The 17,680-nt window shown below is 63.4% G+C and carries 13 protein-coding genes; 8 read left to right on the plus strand and 5 right to left on the minus strand.

Translation table 11 applies throughout. The annotated features are described in order from the left end of the window. Nucleotides 1-30: 30 nt before the first annotated feature. The 7 genes from TU79_RS13755 to TU79_RS13785 are packed head-to-tail and all read left to right on the plus strand — an operon-like array spanning nt 31 to nt 6,060. On the plus strand, nt 31-1,278 hold the full coding sequence (locus tag TU79_RS13755) for an NAD(P)/FAD-dependent oxidoreductase (protein WP_082638496.1): 1,248 nt from the start codon (nt 31-33) through the stop codon (nt 1,276-1,278). Beyond that, nucleotides 1,275-2,009, plus strand: a complete 735-nt coding sequence (locus TU79_RS13760) for a class I SAM-dependent methyltransferase (RefSeq protein WP_057008491.1) — start codon at nt 1,275-1,277, stop codon at nt 2,007-2,009. The genes TU79_RS13755 and TU79_RS13760 overlap by 4 nt, the downstream gene beginning before the upstream one ends. Next, nucleotides 2,006-2,488, plus strand: coding sequence for a DUF3261 domain-containing protein (locus TU79_RS13765; RefSeq protein ID WP_057008492.1), 483 nt, complete (start codon nt 2,006-2,008; stop codon nt 2,486-2,488). Before TU79_RS13760 ends, TU79_RS13765 begins: the two co-directional genes overlap by 4 nt. Continuing rightward, on the plus strand, nt 2,485-3,651 hold the full coding sequence (locus tag TU79_RS13770) for a beta-ketoacyl-[acyl-carrier-protein] synthase family protein (RefSeq protein WP_057008493.1): 1,167 nt from the start codon (nt 2,485-2,487) through the stop codon (nt 3,649-3,651). Before TU79_RS13765 ends, TU79_RS13770 begins: the two co-directional genes overlap by 4 nt. Further along, the gene (locus TU79_RS13775) at nt 3,648-4,109 is read left to right on the plus strand and encodes a hotdog family protein (RefSeq protein ID WP_057008494.1); all 462 of its coding nucleotides are present in this window, start codon (nt 3,648-3,650) and stop codon (nt 4,107-4,109) included. Before TU79_RS13770 ends, TU79_RS13775 begins: the two co-directional genes overlap by 4 nt. Next, nucleotides 4,106-4,834 (plus strand): 3-ketoacyl-ACP reductase FabG2, encoded by a 729-nt coding sequence (locus TU79_RS13780; protein WP_057008495.1) that lies wholly within the window; start codon nt 4,106-4,108, stop codon nt 4,832-4,834. The genes TU79_RS13775 and TU79_RS13780 overlap by 4 nt, the downstream gene beginning before the upstream one ends. After that, nucleotides 4,834-6,060, plus strand: a complete 1,227-nt coding sequence (locus tag TU79_RS13785) for a beta-ketoacyl-ACP synthase (protein WP_057008496.1) — start codon at nt 4,834-4,836, stop codon at nt 6,058-6,060. The genes TU79_RS13780 and TU79_RS13785 overlap by 1 nt, the downstream gene beginning before the upstream one ends. A 214-nt stretch (nt 6,061-6,274) precedes the next feature. Here the strand turns inward: TU79_RS13785 and TU79_RS13790 are convergent, their stop codons facing one another. Beyond that, on the minus strand, nt 6,275-7,183 hold the full coding sequence (locus TU79_RS13790; protein ID WP_057008497.1) for a LysR family transcriptional regulator: 909 nt from the start codon (nt 7,181-7,183) through the stop codon (nt 6,275-6,277). Nucleotides 7,184-7,305: 122 nt separating this feature from the next. On the opposite strand from TU79_RS13790, the gene TU79_RS13795 reads away from it, so the two are divergent. Further along, nucleotides 7,306-8,574, plus strand: coding sequence for an MFS transporter (locus tag TU79_RS13795; RefSeq protein ID WP_057008621.1), 1,269 nt, complete (start codon nt 7,306-7,308; stop codon nt 8,572-8,574). Between the two features lie 60 nt (nt 8,575-8,634). On the opposite strand, the gene hemE is transcribed toward TU79_RS13795, so the two are convergent. The 4 genes from hemE to TU79_RS13820 all read right to left on the minus strand — a co-directional run bounded on the left by hemE (nt 8,635) and on the right by TU79_RS13820 (nt 17,678). Then, on the minus strand, nt 8,635-9,702 hold the full coding sequence (gene hemE / locus TU79_RS13800) for a uroporphyrinogen decarboxylase (RefSeq protein WP_057008498.1): 1,068 nt from the start codon (nt 9,700-9,702) through the stop codon (nt 8,635-8,637). A gap of 161 nt (nt 9,703-9,863) precedes the next feature. Then, entirely contained in the window at nt 9,864-11,282 is a 1,419-nt protein-coding gene (locus TU79_RS13805) for an FAD-dependent oxidoreductase (protein ID WP_015373583.1), read from the minus strand. A 32-nt stretch (nt 11,283-11,314) separates the two neighbouring features. Beyond that, nucleotides 11,315-15,760, minus strand: a complete 4,446-nt coding sequence (gene gltB, locus TU79_RS13810; RefSeq protein ID WP_057008499.1) for a glutamate synthase large subunit — start codon at nt 15,758-15,760, stop codon at nt 11,315-11,317. Nucleotides 15,761-16,109: 349 nt separating this feature from the next. Further along, the gene (locus TU79_RS13820; RefSeq protein ID WP_057008501.1) at nt 16,110-17,678 is read right to left on the minus strand and encodes an SPOR domain-containing protein; all 1,569 of its coding nucleotides are present in this window, start codon (nt 17,676-17,678) and stop codon (nt 16,110-16,112) included. Nucleotides 17,679-17,680: the final 2 nt, after the last annotated feature.

The following is a 17,680-nucleotide window of genomic DNA, read 5'->3' on the forward strand; positions in this document are numbered from 1 at the left end:
TGATTATCGCCCATGCGGCAAGGAGCCTCCGTGCCCACAGTTGAAATGGAACGTCGCCAGGTAGTGGTGATCGGTGCCGGCCCGTCCGGTGCCATCGCCGCCGCATTGCTCAAGCGCAAAGGCCATGACGTCGTGATCATCGAGCGCGAGCATTTCCCGCGCTTCTCGATTGGCGAAAGCCTGCTGTCGCACTGCATCGACTTTATCGAAGAGGCGGGCATGCTCGAGGCGGTGCAAGCGGCCGGGTTCCAGGTCAAAACAGGCGCTGCGTTCGCCTGGGGCGAGCGCTACAGCGCGTTCGATTTTGGCGACACGTTCAGCAACGGCAAGCCAACCACCTATCAGGTGCAGCGCGGCGAGTTCGACAAGCTGCTGGCCGACCAGGCGGCGCTGCAGGGCGTGGACATTCGCTATGGCCAAACCATCGTCGGCGCGGATTTCAACGGCGAATGCCGTTACCTGCACGTGCGTCGGCAAAACGGCAGCGAGTATCACCTCAAGGCCAGATTCGTGCTCGACGCCAGCGGTTACGGCCGCGTGCTGTCGCGCCTGCTCGACCTGGAGGCACCGTCGAATTTCCCACTGCGCCGGGCGGTGTTCACCCATGTTGAAGACCGCATCAAACACCCAGGCTTCGACCGTAGCAAAATCCTCATTACCACCCACCCGGTGAAGCGCGATATCTGGTTCTGGACCATCCCGTTCAGCAACGGCCGCTGTTCGGTGGGCGTGGTGGCGGCGCAGACGCATTTCGACGGCCGCGACAGCGACCTCGATGCGTGCCTGCGCGGCTTTATCGATGAAACCCCAAGCCTGTCCGGCGTGCTGCAAAACGCCGTGTGGGATACCCCGGCGCGCAGCATCGGCGGCTACTCGGCCAACGTCAAAACCCTGCACGGCCCTGGTTTTGCCTTGCTGGGCAATGCGGCGGAATTTCTCGACCCGGTGTTTTCGTCCGGCGTGACCATCGCCATGCGTTCGGCAAGCATGGCCGCCGGCGTGCTGCATCGTCAGCTCACGGGCGAAACCGTCGACTGGCAAACCGAATTCGCCGAGCCGCTCAAGCGCGGCGTCGATACCTTTCGCTGCTACGTGGAGGGCTGGTACGCCGGCACCTTCCAGGATGTCATCTTCCACCCGGGCAGTTCGCCGGAGATTCGCCGCATGATCAGCGCGATCCTCGCCGGTTATGCCTGGGACGAGCGCAACCCGTTTGTCAGCGAGCCCAAGCGACGCTTGCGGATGTTGTCGGAAATTTGTGCGAGTGATCCGGTATGAGCAGCCAGTACCTGAGTAAACATTACGTCGAAGAAACCCGCTTCGGCCTTTGGTTTCTGCGCAGCCGCACCTGGCAACACTATGTGTTGCGCGTGGCCATCGACGACCTGCGCGGCCTGTTCACCGAGCCTGTGCCGCAGGCCCCGGTGTTGCTGGACGCCGGCTGCGGCCAGGGCAAATCCTTTGCGTACCTGCAGCAGGTATTCGCTCCGGAACGGCTGATCGGCCTGGATGCCGACCCCCACAGCCTCGACCAGAGCCAGGCCGAAGCGGCGCGCCAGGGCCTGGCCATCGAACTGATCGGCAGCGACTGCGCCACCCTGCAAGTGCCGGACGCCAGTGTGGACATCCTGTTCTGCCATCAGACGTTCCACCACTTGGTGGAGCAGGATCGCGCCCTTGCAGAGTTCTATCGCGTGCTCAAGCCCGGCGGCTACCTGCTGTTTGCCGAGTCCACAGAAGCCTATATCGACACCTGGGTGATTCGCTGGCTGTTCCGCCACCCCATGCAGGTGCAAAAAAGCGCCGCGGCGTACCTGGCGATGATCCGCGAGCAGGGCTTTGAATTTGGCCCGCAGAACGTTTCCTACCCCTATCTGTGGTGGAGCCGCGCCACGGATTTCGGCCTGCTGGAGCGCCTGGGCCTGCGCAAGGCGCCGCCGGTGGGCCAGCGTGAAGAAACTTTGGTCAACTGCGTGGCGCGCAAGCCGCTGGCGAGCAGCGCACCATGATGCGCCTGCTGCTGATCGGCTGCCTGTTGCTGCTGAGCGCGTGCGCCAGCCAGGCGCCGTTGCCGGAAAAAATCCCGGCCCTGAATTTGCCGCTGCAATTGCACGTGCAGCGCATGGAAGGCAACCAGCGCCAGGACTGGCTGCTGGTGATCCAGCGCGAGGGCGCCGCCATTCGCTGGTCGATGATGGACCCGCTGGGCATTCCCCTGGCGCGGCAAAAGTTGATTGATGGCACGTGGCAGGCCGACGGCCTGCTGCCACCCAATCCGCAGGCACGCGAGCTGTTCGCCGCCCTGTTGTTTGCGCTGGCCTCGGCGGACGACCTGCGCGCCCTGTACCCGGGCGCCCAGGCCAGGGACCTGACGCGCACCCTGCCGGGCCATTGGCAAATCGTTTATCAGTCTTCCGAGGTGTTCAGCGTGAACATGACGGGCCAGCCGCTGAGCTATCGCATTACGCCGCTTGGGGTTGAGCGATGACCGCCTATCTCAATGCCCTGGGCGTGATCTGTGCCCTCGGCCGTGGGCAGGCCGAGGTCGCCCGCAGCCTGTTTGCCGGCGACTGCGCAGGCATGCGCGCCGAGAGCGGCTGGGTGCCGGCGCGTGCACTGCCGGTGGGCGCTGTGCACGGTGAGCTGGCGCCGATCCCGCTGCAACTGGGCCAGCAAAGCAGCCGTAACAATCAGTTGCTGCTGGAGGCCGCGCTGCAGATCGAAGGCGAGATGCGCCGGGCGATCCAGACCTATGGCGCCTCGCGGGTGGGGGTCGTGCTGGGCACCAGCACCTCGGGCATCGACGAAGCCAGCCGTGGTATTGCCCAGTACCTGCGCGACCGGCAGTTCCCCGGCAATTACGACTATCAACAACAGGAACTCAGCGCGCCGGCCAACTTTCTCGCCGACTGGCTGCACCTGAGCGGCCCCGCCTATGTGATTTCCACCGCGTGCACCTCGAGTGCCCGGGCGCTGATGAGCGCCCGGCGCCTGCTGGACCTGGGCGTGTGCGATGCGGTGATCTGCGGTGGCGTCGACAGCCTGTGCAAGCTGACCCTCAATGGCTTTACCTCGCTGGAAGCGGTGTCGGGCGAGCGCTGCAATCCGTTTTCGGTGAACCGCAACGGCATCAATATCGGCGAAGCGGCGGTGCTGTTCCTGATGACGCGCGAGCGGGGGCCCATTGCCCTGCTCGGCAGCGGCGCGAGCAGCGACGCGCACCATATTTCCGCGCCGGAACCCACGGGCAAAGGCGCGTTGCAAGCCATGCGCAAGGCCTTGAGCAGTGCCGCATTGAACCCCGAGCAGATCGGCTACCTGAACCTGCACGGCACCGCCACCCAGCATAACGACGCCATGGAAAGCCTGGCCGTCGCCCAACTGTTCCCGCACGGCGTGGCGTGTTCGTCGACCAAGCCCATGAGCGGTCACACCCTCGGTGCGGCCGGTGCGCTGGAGGCGGCGTTCTGCTGGCTGAGCCTGGCTCACGGCGTGGTGCCGCCGCACGTGTGGGACGGCCAGGCCGACCCGGCACTGCCCACGTTGCAGTGGGCACGCGGCGGTGACGCCCTGCAACAACCCCGCCTGATGAGCAACTCGTTCGCCTTCGGCGGCAACAATGTCAGCCTGATTATCGGAGAGGCCCCATGATCGATTGGCCACTCGCCGAACTGCTGCCCCACGCGGGCGACATGATCCTGATCGACCAGGTGCTGTCGTTCGATGAAGAGCAGATTCATACCTGTCTCACCGTAAAGCCCGGCGGCCTGTTCAACCGCGCGGACGGCAGCCTGCCGGCGTGGGTCGGCATCGAACTGATGGCGCAGAGCGTCGCCGCCTATGCCGGTTGCCGCGCACGCAAGAACGGCGAAGCGGTGGAACTGGGCTTCCTGCTCGGCACGCGCAAGTTCGAGTGCAACGTGGATGGCTTCCCGGCCGGCGCCGAACTGACCATCCACGGCCTGCGCTCGCTGGAAGACGACAACGGCATGGGCGTGTTCGAATGCCACCTGACCGGCGACGGCATCCACGCCAGCGCGCGCCTGAACGTATTTCGACCGCCCCAGGCGGCCAACTATTTAGCTGAATCGAAGGACCCAACGTCATGACTCAATCCGTACTGGTCACCGGCTCCAGCCGAGGCATCGGCCGCGCCATCGCCCTGCGCCTGGCCCAGGCCGGGCACGACATCGTGCTGCACTGCCGCAGCGGGCGCGCCGAAGCCGATGCGGTGCAGGTCGAGATCCAGGCATTGGGACGCAATGCCCGCGTGCTGCAATTCGACGTCGCCGACCGTGCCGCGTGCCGCGAAATACTCGAAGCCGATGTGGAGCAACACGGCGCCTATTACGGCGTGGTGCTCAACGCCGGCCTGACCCGCGACGGCGCGTTCCCGGCCCTCTCGGAAGACGATTGGGACGTGGTGTTGCGCACCAACCTCGACGGTTTCTACAACGTCCTGCACCCGGTGATGATGCCAATGATTCGGCGCCGCGCGCCCGGGCGCATCGTGTGCATCACCTCGGTTTCAGGGCTGATCGGCAACCGTGGGCAGGTCAATTACAGCGCCTCCAAGGCCGGGCTGATCGGCGCGGCCAAGGCGCTGGCCATCGAGCTGGGCAAGCGCAAGATCACCGTCAACTGCGTCGCTCCCGGTTTGATCGACACCGCCATGCTCGATGAAAACGTGCCGGTGGAAGAACTGATGAAGATGATCCCGGCGCAGCGCATGGGCACTCCGGAGGAAATCGCCGGCGCCGTGAACTTCCTGATGTCGGCCGAAGCCGGCTACATCACGCGCCAGGTATTGGCAGTGAACGGAGGCCTGTGCTGATGAAGCGCGTCGTCGTCACCGGCATGGCCGGCATGACCTCCCTGGGTTGCGACTGGGAGACCATCGCGGCCAACTTTCGCGCCAACCGCAGCGGCATCCGGCGCATGGATGAGTGGGACCGTTTTATAGAGCTGAACACGCGCCTGGCCGGGCCGATTGACGATTTCGTGGTGCCCGCACACTGGACCCGCAAGCAACTGCGCAGCATGGGCCGCGTGTCGCGCCTGGCGGTGTGGGCGGCGGAGCAGGCGCTGCAGGACGCAGGCTTGCTCGGCGACGAGTCGATCAAGGACGGGCGCATGGGCGTGGCCTGCGGTTCGTCCACCGGCAGCACCGATGAGATCAAGGCGTTCGGCAACATGCTGCTGAACTCGGTGGCCGAGGGGCTCAACGCCAACTCCTACGTGCGCATGATGCCGCACACCACGGCGGCCAATATCAGCATCTTCTTTGGCCTCACCGGGCGGCTGATCCCCACCTCCAGCGCCTGCACCAGCGGCAGCCAGGGCATCGGGTATGCCTACGAGGCGATCAAGTTCGGCCGCCTGCCGTTGATGCTCGCCGGCGGCGCCGAAGAGCTGTGCCCCACCGAGGCCATGGTGTTCGACGCCCTCTACGCCACCAGCTTGAAGAATGACGCCCCGCAGACCAGCCCACGCCCCTACGACAGTGGCCGTGACGGCCTGGTAATCGGCGAAGGCGGCGGCATGCTGGTGCTGGAAGAGCTGGAACACGCCCTGGCGCGCGGTGCGCATATCCACGCCGAACTGGTCGGCTTCGGCAGCAATGCCGACGGTCAGCACACCACCCGCCCGGAACAGAAAACCATGCGCCGCGCCATGGAACTGGCCCTGGAAGACGCCGCACTCGCGCCGTCCGCCATCGGCTACGTGAATGGTCACGGCACCGCCACCGACCAGGGCGACATCGCCGAAACCCTGGCCACCAGCAGCCTGTTCGGCAGCCGCATGCCCATCAGCTCGCAGAAGAGTTTCCTCGGCCACACCCTGGGCGCGTGCGGCGCGCTGGAATCATGGTTCAGCATCGAGATGATGAACCGCGACCAGTACGTGCACACCTTCAACCTGGACACCGTCGACCCGCAATGCGGCGAGCTGGATTACCTGCAAGGAGGCTTTCGCGAGATGCACCACGACTACGTGATGAACAACAACTTTGCCTTCGGCGGGGTGAACACCTCGTTGATCTTTCGGCGCTGGTGCTGACGATTCACCCGCAAACGAGTGACCCCAATCGGTGGCAAAACGCCGTAAATGTGGCGAGCGGGCTTGCCCCGCGTTGGGGTGCGAAGCGCCCCCAATTAAGTAAAACGCGGTGTATCTGATAATGCTCGGAGCCTGCTTTTGGGGCTGCTTCGCAGCCCAACGCGGGGCAAGTCCGCTCGCCACAACAAGCCTGCTCGCCATGGGGAGTCTTCGCTTAACTGGTCGACCTTGGGGCAATCCCGCTCGCCACCAACAACGCCACAAACGCCTTCGCCATCGGCGACTGCACACCCTTGCGTTGCACCAGCCATACCGCTGACACCGCGGCAGGGTCCAGCAAGGTGCGATAGACCACCCCATCGATGCGGATGCGCTGGTACGACGCTGGCAATACCGACACCCCCAGCCCCGCCGCCACCAGGCCGATGATGGTCATCGCTTCGCCAGCCTCCTGGGCAAAACGCGGGCTGAAGCCGGCGTCGCGGGCCAGGTCGAGCAGTTGGGCGTACAGGCCGCTGCCGTAGCTGCGCGGGAAAAACACGAAGGGTTCCTCGGCCAGTTGCGCCAGGTGCAAGCCGTGCTCACTGCCTGCTGTCAACGGATGGCCGGTGTTCAACACGGCCACGAGCGGCTCACGCATCAGCTCGACGGCACTCAGGGTGTCGGGCAACGGCAATGGCCGCATCAAACCGACCTGGATCGATTCGTCCACCAGTGCCTCGGCCACCTGGGTACTGCTCATTTCCCGCAGCGTCAGGTGAACGGCCGGAAACGCCTGGCGAAACCCATGAATTGCCTGGGGGATGCTGGCGTTGATCGGCGCCGAGGAAGTGAAACCGATCTTCAGCTCTCCCAGCTCCCCCATGTGCGCACGCCGCGCGACATCCGCCGCCTTGTCGACCTGCGCCAGCACCAGGCGCGCCTCGTGCAGGAACAGCCGCCCCGCTTCGCTCAGCTCAACACGCCGGTTGGTACGCTCGAACAAGCGCGCACCCACTTGCTGTTCCAGCGCCTGAATCTGCTGGCTCAGCGGTGGTTGCGAGATGCCCAGCACCTGCGCGGCGCGGCCGAAGTGCAGTTCCTCGGCCACAGCGATGAAGTAGCGCAAATGACGTAATTCCATACCTTCACCATTAAGTCGCAGAAGCTATCAAACAGATCGAACAATATATTGGAAAGAATCATTAGCCAGCTATATTCTTTTTTGCATTGCCGGCCATGGCAGTCTTGCCCACCGAGGTCCCCGTGAAATCTGCTGTCGCTCCGTTCGCCCAGGAAGTCCCGACCACCGCTTTGGATGAGGTGGCCGCCGAACTCACTGAGGCGTTCATCGAAAAAGGCACGCCGATGTTCATGCGCACGGTGCTGGCGCTGTTCTGCGGTGGCTTTGCCACGTTTGCCTTGTTGTATTGCGTGCAGCCGATGATGCCGGCGCTGTCCCATGAGTTCGCCATCAATGCCGCGCAGAGCAGCCTGATCCTGTCGGTGTCCACGGGAATGCTCGCGTTCGGCCTGCTGATCACCGGGCCGATATCCGACCGGCTGGGGCGCAAGCCGGTGATGGTGGCGGCGTTGTTTTGCGCGGCCCTGGCGACGTTTGCCAGCGGTCTGATGCCGAGCTGGGAAGGCATCCTGCTGATGCGTGCGCTGGTGGGCCTGTCCCTCAGCGGCCTGGCCGCCGTGGCGATGACTTACCTCAGTGAAGAGATTCACCCGCAGCACATCGGCCTGGCAATGGGCCTGTACATTGCCGGCAACGCGATTGGCGGCATGAGCGGGCGGCTGATCATGGGCGTGCTGATCGACTTCGTCAGTTGGCACACCGCCACGCTGATCATCGGCGCCCTGGCACTGATCGCGGCAACCGTGTTCTGGAAGATCCTCCCCGAATCGCGCAACTTCCGCGCCAGCAGCCTCAAGCCGCGCAGCCTGATGAACGGTTTTGTCATGCACTTCAAGGACGCCGGCCTGCCCTGGCTGTTTCTCGAAGCCTTCCTGCTGATGGGCGCCTTCGTGACGCTGTTCAACTACATCGGCTACCGCCTGCTGGCCGATCCCTATGACTTGAGCCAGGCCGTGGTCGGCCTGCTGTCGCTGGTGTACCTCGCGGGCATCTACAGCTCGGCGAAAATCGGCTCCCTGGCCGACCGCCTCGGCCGCCGACGCGTGCTGTGGGCCACCATCGTATTGATGCTGGCCGGCTTCGTCCTGACCCTGTTCAGCCCGCTGTGGCTGATCGTGCCCGGCATGCTGATCTTCACCTTCGGCTTCTTCGCCGCCCACTCGGTCGCCAGCAGCTGGATCGGCCGCCGCGCCGTCAAGGCCAAGGGGCAGGCCTCGTCGCTGTATCTGTTCAGCTATTACGCGGGATCGAGCATTGCCGGGACGGCAGGTGGGTTCTTCTGGCACCTGGGCGGGTGGAACGGGATCGGCGGGTTTATCGTGGCGGTGTTGATCGGCGCGTTGCTGGTGGCGTTGAAGCTGGCGAAGTTGCCGCCGTTGGGGGAGGTCTGAAGGTTTCTGGCTTTTAATGTGGGAGGGGGCAAGCCCCCTCCCACATTTTTGCTCTGTGTTTTATTCGTGGTACTGCGCCGAGAGTTCGTGCACCGCGCGCAGGAACGCACCCGCATGCTCCGGGTTCACTTCCGGCGTAATGCCATGGCCCAGGTTGAACACATGCCCGGTACCCTTGCCGTAGCTGGCCAGGATGCGGCCAACTTCGCTGCGGATCGCTTCGGGGTTGGCGTACAGCACGGTCGGGTCCATGTTGCCTTGCAGCGCGACGCGGTTACCCACGCGCTGGCGCGCTTCGCCGATATCGCAGGTCCAGTCCAGGCCCAGAGCGTCGGCACCGGTGTCGGCGATGCTTTCCAGCCACAGACCGCCGCCCTTGGTGAACAGGATGACCGGCACTTTACGGCCTTCGTGCTCGCGGATCAGGCCGCTGACGATCTTGCGCATGTAGGCCAGGGAGAATTCCTGGTACGCCGCCGCCGACAGGTTGCCGCCCCAGGTGTCGAAAATCTGCACGGCCTGGGCACCGGCCATGATCTGGCCGTTGAGGTAGGCCGTGACCGACTGCGCCAGCTTGTCCAGCAACAGGTGCATGGCTTGCGGATTGTCGTAGAGCATGGCCTTGGTCTTGCGGAAGTCTTTCGACGAACCGCCTTCGACCATGTAGGTGGCCAGGGTCCAGGGGCTGCCGGAGAAGCCGATCAGCGGCACGCGGCCATTGAGTTCGCGGCGGATGGTGCTGACCGCGTCCATCACGTAGCCGAGGTCCTTGTGCGGATCAGGAATCGGCAGGGCTTCAATGTCGGCCAGGGTGCTGACGACTTTCCTGAAGCGCGGCCCTTCGCCGGTCTCGAAATACAGGCCCTGGCCCATGGCGTCGGGGATGGTGAGGATATCGGAGAAAAGGATGGCCGCGTCCAGTTGCGGGTAGCGGTCCAGCGGCTGCATCGTGACTTCACAGGCGAATTGCGGGTTCATGCACAGGCTCATGAAGTCGCCCGCATGGGCGCGACTGGCCCGATATTCCGGCAGGTAACGACCGGCTTGACGCATCATCCACACGGGCGTGACGTCTACGGGCTGCTTGAGCAGGGCACGAAGGAAACGGTCGTTCTTGAGGGCAGTCATGTCGGCATCCGCAAAAAAAGTGCGGGCATTTTCTCAGAGCACGACGCAAAAGGCACGGAATGCACCGTGCCTTTTGTCTATCGGGTCAATTTGTCGCGGTAGCTTGAATACACCGCAAGCCCCCTCCCACATTTTGATCCCATTTCAATCAAGGATCGGGGTCAGACCTGCAGGTAATCCAGGATCCCTTCGGCGGCGTTGCGGCCTTCGAAGATCGCCGTCACCACCAGGTCAGAGCCGCGCACCATGTCGCCACCGGCGAAGATCTTCGGGTTGCTGGTCTGGTGTTTGTACTGGCCTTGTTCCGGGGCCACCACGCGGCCCTGGCTGTCGGTCTGGATGGTGAACTGCTCGAACCACGGCGCCGGGCTCGGGCGGAAACCGAAGGCGATGACCACGGCGTCGGCCGGGATGATCTCTTCGGAACCCGGGATCGGCTCGGGGCTGCGACGGCCACGGGCGTCCGGCTCGCCGAGACGGGTCTCGACCACCTTCACGCCTTCCACCTTGTCTTCACCAACGATGGCGATCGGCTGGCGGTTGTAGAGGAATTTCACGCCTTCTTCCTTGGCGTTCTTCACCTCTTTGCGCGAGCCGGGCATGTTGGCTTCGTCACGGCGATAGGCGCAGGTCACCGACTTGGCGCCCTGGCGGATCGACGTACGGTTGCAGTCCATCGCGGTGTCGCCACCGCCGAGTACCACGACCTTCTTGCCTTTCATGTCGACGAAATCTTCCGGCGACTTCTCAAAGCCCAGGTTGCGGTTGACGTTGGCGATCAGGAAGTCGAGCGCGTCATGCACGCCCGGCAGGTCCTCACCGGCAAAACCGCCCTTCATGTAGGTGTAGGTGCCCATGCCCATGAACACGGCGTCGTATTCGGCGAGCAACTGCTCCATGGTGATGTCCTTGCCGATCTCGGTATTGAGACGGAACTCGATCCCCATGCCGGTGAACACTTCACGACGGTGGCTCAGTACGGTCTTTTCCAGCTTGAACTCGGGAATACCGAAGGTCAGCAGGCCACCGATTTCCGGGTTTTTATCGAACACCACCGGGGTCACGCCGCCACGCACCAGCACGTCGGCACAGCCCAGGCCGGCAGGCCCGGCGCCGATGATCGCCACGCGCTTGCCGGTCGGCTTGACCTTGGACATGTCCGGGCGCCAGCCCATGGCGAACGCGGTGTCGGTGATGTACTTCTCCACCGAACCGATGGTCACCGCGCCGAAGCCGTCGTTGAGGGTGCAGGCACCCTCGCACAGACGGTCCTGCGGGCACACCCGGCCGCACACTTCCGGCAGGGTGTTGGTCTGGTGCGACAGTTCGGCGGCGGCGAGGATGTTGCCCTCGGCCACCAGTTTCAGCCAGTTGGGAATGAAGTTGTGCACCGGGCACTTCCATTCGCAATACGGGTTACCGCAGCCCAGGCAGCGGTGGGCCTGGTCGGCCGAGTGCTGGGGCTTGAAGGGTTCGTAGATTTCCACGAACTCTTTCTTGCGTTGACGCAACAGTTTCTTCTTCGGATCCTTGCGCCCGACATCGATGAACTGGAAGTCGTTATTCAGACGTTCAGCCATGTTAAAACCTCATCAAACTCTTCAGGCGCATATCACTGCGGGTTGGCACGGATGCTGGAAAGCAACGATTTCAGGTTGGCAGCCTTGGGCTTGACCAGCCAGAAACGACGCAGGTAATCATCGAGGTTTTCGGCGAGGTTACGCCCCCATTCGCTGCCGGTCTCTTCGACGTACTCGTCCAGCACATGCTGCAAGTGGTTACGGTAGGACTCCATGGCTTCGCCGCTGATGCGCTGGATCTCGACCAACTCGTGGTTGACCTTGTCGACGAAGGTGTTGTCCTGGTCGAGCACGTAGGCGAAACCGCCGGTCATGCCCGAACCGAAGTTATAACCGGTCTTGCCCAGTACCGCGACAAAGCCCCCGGTCATGTATTCGCAGCAGTGATCGCCAGTGCCTTCCACCACGGTGTGGGCACCGGAGTTACGCACGGCGAAACGCTCACCGGCAGTGCCGGCGGCGAACAGCTTGCCACCGGTGGCGCCGTACAGGCAGGTGTTGCCGATGATTGCGCTTTCCTGAGATTTGTAAACGCTGCCGATTGGCGGAACGATCACCAGTTTGCCGCCGGTCATGCCCTTGCCCACGTAATCGTTGGCGTCGCCTTCGAGGTACATGTGCAGGCCACCGGCGTTCCACACGCCGAAGCTCTGGCCTGCGGTGCCCTTGAAGCGGAAGGTGATCGGCGCTTTGGCCATGCCCTGGTTGCCGTGCCTGCGCGCGATTTCGCCGGAGACACGGGCGCCGATGGAACGGTCGCAGTTGCAGATGTCCAGAGCGAATTCGCCACCGCTGGCGTCATTGATCGAGGAGCCGGCCATATCGACCATCTTCTCGGCCAACAGGCCCTTGTCGAACGGCGGGTTGCGCTCCACGCCGCAGAACTGCGGTTTGTCGGCCGGGATGTGATCGCTGCCCAACAGCGGCGTGAGGTCCAGGTGCTGTTGCTTGGCGGTCTGGCCCTGAAGGATTTCCAGCAGGTCGGTGCGCCCGATCAGCTCTTCCAGGGAACGCACGCCCAGCTTGGCCAGCCACTCGCGGGTCTCTTCGGCGACGTAGGTGAAGAAATTCACCACCATGTCGACGGTGCCGATGTAGTGGTCCTTGCGCAGTTTTTCGTTCTGCGTGGCGACGCCGGTGGCGCAGTTGTTCAGGTGGCAGATGCGCAGGTATTTGCAGCCCAGGGCGATCATTGGCGCGGTGCCGAAGCCGAAGCTCTCGGCGCCGAGGATCGCGGCCTTGATCACGTCGAGGCCGGTTTTCAGGCCGCCGTCGGTCTGTACCCGCACCTTGCCGCGCAGGTCGTTGCCGCGCAGGGTCTGGTGGGTTTCAGCCAGGCCGAGTTCCCACGGTGCACCGGCGTACTTGATCGAGGTCAGGGGCGATGCGCCGGTGCCGCCGTCGTAGCCGGAGATGGTGATCAGGTCGGCATAGGCCTTGGCCACGCCGGCGGCAATGGTACCCACGCCGGCTTCGGCCACCAGTTTCACCGAGACCAGTGCCTGCGGGTTGACTTGTTTCAAGTCGAAAATCAGCTGCGACAAGTCTTCAATCGAGTAGATGTCGTGGTGCGGTGGCGGCGAAATCAGCGTCACGCCCGGCACTGCATACCGCAGCTTGGCGATCAGGCCGTTGACCTTGCCGCCCGGCAGTTGCCCGCCCTCACCCGGCTTGGCGCCCTGGGCCACCTTGATCTGCAGCACTTCGGCGTTGACCAGGTATTCCGGAGTTACACCGAAACGGCCGGTCGCCACCTGCTTGATCTTCGAGCTTTTCAGCGTGCCGTAGCGCGCCGGGTCTTCGCCGCCTTCGCCGGAGTTGGAACGCGCACCCAGGCGGTTCATGGCTTCGGCCAGGGCTTCGTGGGCCTCGGGCGACAGGGCGCCCAGGGAAATACCGGCGGAGTCGAAGCGCTTGAGGATCGATTCCAGCGGTTCGACTTCGCTGATGTCCATCGGCGTGTCCAGGGTCTTCACCTTGAACAGGTCGCGAATCATCGACACCGGGCGGTTATCCACCAGCGCGGTGTAGGCCTTGAACTTGGCGTAGTCGCCCTGCTGCACGGCGGCTTGCAGGGTGCTGACCACGTCCGGGTTGTAGGCGTGGTATTCGCCACCGTGCACGAACTTGAGCAGGCCGCCTTGCTGGATCGGCTTGCGCGCGCTCCAGGCTTCGGCTGCCAGGGCTTTCTGTTCAGCTTCGATATCGACGAAGCGTGCACCCTTGATGCGGCTCGGCACACCACGGAAGCTCAACTCGCAGACTTCTTCGGACAGGCCGATGGCTTCGAACAACTGCGCGCCGCGATAGGACGTGACGGTGGAGATGCCCATCTTCGACAGGATCTTCAGCAGGCCTTTGGTGATGCCTTTACGGTAGTTTTTGAACACCTCATAAAGGTCGCCCAGCACTTCACCGGTACGGATCAGGTCGCCCAGCACTTCGTAGGCCAGGAACGGGTACACCGCCGACGCGCCGAAGCCGATCAGCACCGCAAAGTGATGCGGGTCACGGGCGGTGGCGGTTTCGACGAGGATGTTGGAGTCGCAACGCAAGCCTTTTTCGGTCAGGCGGTGGTGCACCGCGCCGGTGGCGAGCGAGGCGTGGATCGGCAACTTGCCCGGCGCGATATGGCGGTCGGTCAACACGATCTGGGTACGCCCGGCACGCACGGCTTCTTCGGCCTGATCGGCGACGTTGCGCACGGCGGCTTCCAGGCCAACGCTCTCGTCGTAGTTCAGGTCGATGATCTGGCGGTCAAAACCCGGACGTTCCAGGGTCATCAGCGAGCGCCACTTGGCCGGGGAAATGACCGGCGAGCTGAGGATCACGCGGGAGGCGTGCTCAGGCGACTCCTGGAAGATATTGCGCTCGGCACCGAGGCACACTTCCAGGGACATCACGATGGCTTCGCGCAGCGGGTCGATCGGCGGGTTGGTCACCTGAGCGAACTGCTGACGGAAATAGTCATACGGCGTGCGCACGCGCTGGGACAGCACGGCCATTGGCGTGTCATCGCCCATGGAGCCGACCGCCTCGTAGCCCTGCTCGCCGAGCGGACGCAACACTTGGTCGCGCTCTTCGAACGTGACCTGATACATCTTCATGTATTGCTTGAGTTGGTCTACGTCGTAGAAAGCCGAACCGTGGTCGTTGTCTTCCATGGTCGCCTGGATGCGCAGGGCGTTCTTGCGCAGCCATTGCTTGTAGGGGTGACGCGACTTCAAGCGGTTGTCGATGGCGTCGGTGTCGAGGATCTGCCCGGTTTCGGTGTCCACGGCCAGGATCTGGCCAGGGCCTACGCGGCCTTTGGCGATGACGTCTTCGGGCTGGTAGTTCCACACGCCGATTTCCGAGGCGAGGGTGATGAAACCGTTGGTGGTGGTGACCCAACGCGCCGGGCGCAGACCGTTACGGTCGAGCAGGCACACCGCGTAGCGGCCGTCGGTCATGACCACGCCGGCCGGGCCGTCCCACGGCTCCATGTGCATCGAGTTGTACTCGTAGAATGCACGCAGGTCCGGGTCCATGGTTTCGACGTTCTGCCACGCAGGCGGAATGATCATGCGCACGCCACGGAACAGGTCGATGCCGCCGGTGACCATCAGTTCGAGCATGTTGTCCATGCTGGAAGAGTCGGACCCCACACGGTTGACCAGCGGGCCGAGCTCTTCGAGGTCCATCAGATCGTTGGCGAACTTGGTGCGACGGGCCACGGCCCAGTTGCGGTTGCCGGTGATGGTGTTGATCTCGCCGTTGTGGGCGAGGAAGCGGAATGGCTGAGCCAGCGGCCATTTCGGCAGGGTGTTGGTGGAGAAGCGCTGGTGGAACACGCAGATTGCGGTTTGCAGGCGCTCATCGCTCAGGTCCGGATAGAAGGCGGTGAGGTCCGCCGGCATCATCAGGCCCTTATAAATGATGGTCTTGTGGGAAAAGCTGCAGATGTAGTGGTCGGCGTCAGCGGCGTTGAGCACCGAGGAGCGGCGGCGCGAGGTGAACAGCTTGATCGCCATGTCCTGGTCGCTGAGGCCATCACCGGCGATGAACACTTGTTCGATCTGCGGCAGGCGCTCATGGGCCAGACGGCCGAGCACGCTGGTGTCGATGGGCACTTTGCGCCAGCCAACGAGTTGCAGGCCGGCAGCGAGGATCTCGCGGTTCATGTTTTCGCGAGCGGCTTCGGCTTTGACCGGGTCCTGGTTGAAAAACACCATGCCCACGGCGTACTGCTTGGGCAGGTCGACCGAAAAATGCTGTTTGGCCACAGCGCGCAGGAACAGGTCGGGCTTTTGAATCAGCAAGCCGCAACCGTCACCGGTCTTGCCGTCGGCGTTGATCCCACCGCGGTGGGTCATGCAGGTCAGGGCTTCGATGGCCGTTTGTAAAAGGGTATGACTGGGCTCGCCCTGCATGTGGGCTATCAGGCCGAAACCACAGTTATCCTTGAATTCATCGGGTTGGTACAGACCTGCTTTCATAGACACTTTCTCACCAGGCTGCCTCTTATACCGAGGCAAATTTCTTTTCAATTCAACCGGTTACCTTCCACGCCGAACGTACGCCGGCTTAGCGGGGGCAAAAGGGAGGTCATTGTACACACCGACACAGAGGCTCACAAATTTAGCGACGAAATGTCGCAAATCTATGTCGCATTTATGAAAGGTTTAAAGGGATATGCTGTGCTAGTCAAAACTTTTTTAATTTTGACTGCCACGACTCAAAAGCTACCGTGACGCAGACACCACAAAGCGCGCGGCCTTCAGGGCTGCACGCTGTTGTAGTTTTTTGAGGTGCCGGGAGGGCGGCCTGGGTAAGGCCGCCGGATCTTCAGCGAGCAGTTGCCAGTTCTTGTTGAACGCTGGCAACGGTGCGAGGCCAAGGTTTACCAGCCTGAACCTTCGCTGGCAAGGTTTTGATCGCGGAATCAGCTGCGGCACGGCTGGTGAAGTTGCCGTAAGTGATCACGTAGAGAGGCTTGCCGTTGAGCACTTTCTTGAAATAACGGTACTCGCCGCCCTGCTCTTTCACGAACGCCTGGGCGTTGGCTTCGGAGCTGGTGCCCAGGATCTGCACCACGAAGTTGCCGGTAGGCTGGCTGGCGTACCAGCCGCTGCCGGCGGCGCCGGCCTTGGCGACGGTGGCTGGCTTCTCGGCCGGTTTGGCGGCGGTGGTCGGCGCAGGCTTGGCGGCAGGTGCAGGCGTGACCGGCTTGGTCACCGGCGCTGGCTTGGCGGTGGCGACCGTCGGTGCCGGAGTCGGGGTTGCGGCAGGTGCCGGTGCAGGCTTGCCCGCCGGTACGCCGGCTGGCGGTGCGGTGGTGGTGACGGTCGGCGGAGTGGCGCTGGAGCCTTCCACCGGCACGCCGTCGTCACCTTCGGAGATGCCACCGGCTTCTTCGGCGAGCGGACCGCGCATCACCGGCTGGCCGACCATCGGCAGGTTGGTGGGCTGACCGGAGTTGGCGAACTCGACGTTCGGTGTGGGCTTGCCCAGTGGCAACTGCGCCTGTTCCGTTGGCGCGCCGGCCGTGGTCGGCGCCTTGCTGCGGCCCGGGATCAACCAGGCGGCGGCAACGGCGACCACGACAACAGCGGAAATGGCCAGTACGTGCTTCTTAGGCATAGTGAACCCCATCTTTGGACGCTTGACCGCGGAGCGGCTGGCAATCATGGCTTCGATCATGGCATCGCGGGCAACCTGATTGATGTTTCCAGGCCAGCCATCGGAGCTTTCGTGAATATCAGAGATCTGATTTGCCGTGAAAAGTTCGATACCTGCCCCCGCGCCTTCGAGGCGCTGGGCCAGGTATTCGCGGGTTTCTTCTTCTTCGTAGGGCTGCAACTCGATAACGTGGAACAGCTCCTGTTCGCCGCTGATCTGCTCCAGATCGGCGATCAACGACGACTCACCAAACAGAAATACGTGCGGACGGCCTTCCGGCGTACCGGCGGCCAGCGCCAGCAGAGCTTCAAGGGCGGATTCGTCGAGCTGCTCGGCATCGTCCACCAGCAGGTAGACTTCCTGACCGGTCAGGCCCAACTGCACCACCTGCTTGAGGATGGCATTGGGCTCGGCGTTGGCCACGTCCAGCGCCTGGGCGACCTGACGCAACACACCCGCCGCATCGCCGGCACCACGGGCCGACACCACCACACTCTGCACCGACTGTTTGTTGGTGCTGGCAACCAGCGCCTGGCGCAGCAAGGTCTTGCCGCTGCCCAGCGGGCCCGTCACCACCAGCAGCAGCTGGCTGTAGCGCGCAAGGTGATGCAACTGACCCAACACCGGCTTGCGCTGGGCCGGGAAGAATTTGAAGCCAGGCACCCGTGGAGCGAAGGGGTCGTGGCTCAACTGGTAGTGGCCGAGGAACGCCTCGTCGGCATGCAAACTAGTCATCG

Source organism: Pseudomonas trivialis (assembly GCF_001439805.1).
Lineage (GTDB): Bacteria > Pseudomonadota > Gammaproteobacteria > Pseudomonadales > Pseudomonadaceae > Aquipseudomonas > Aquipseudomonas trivialis.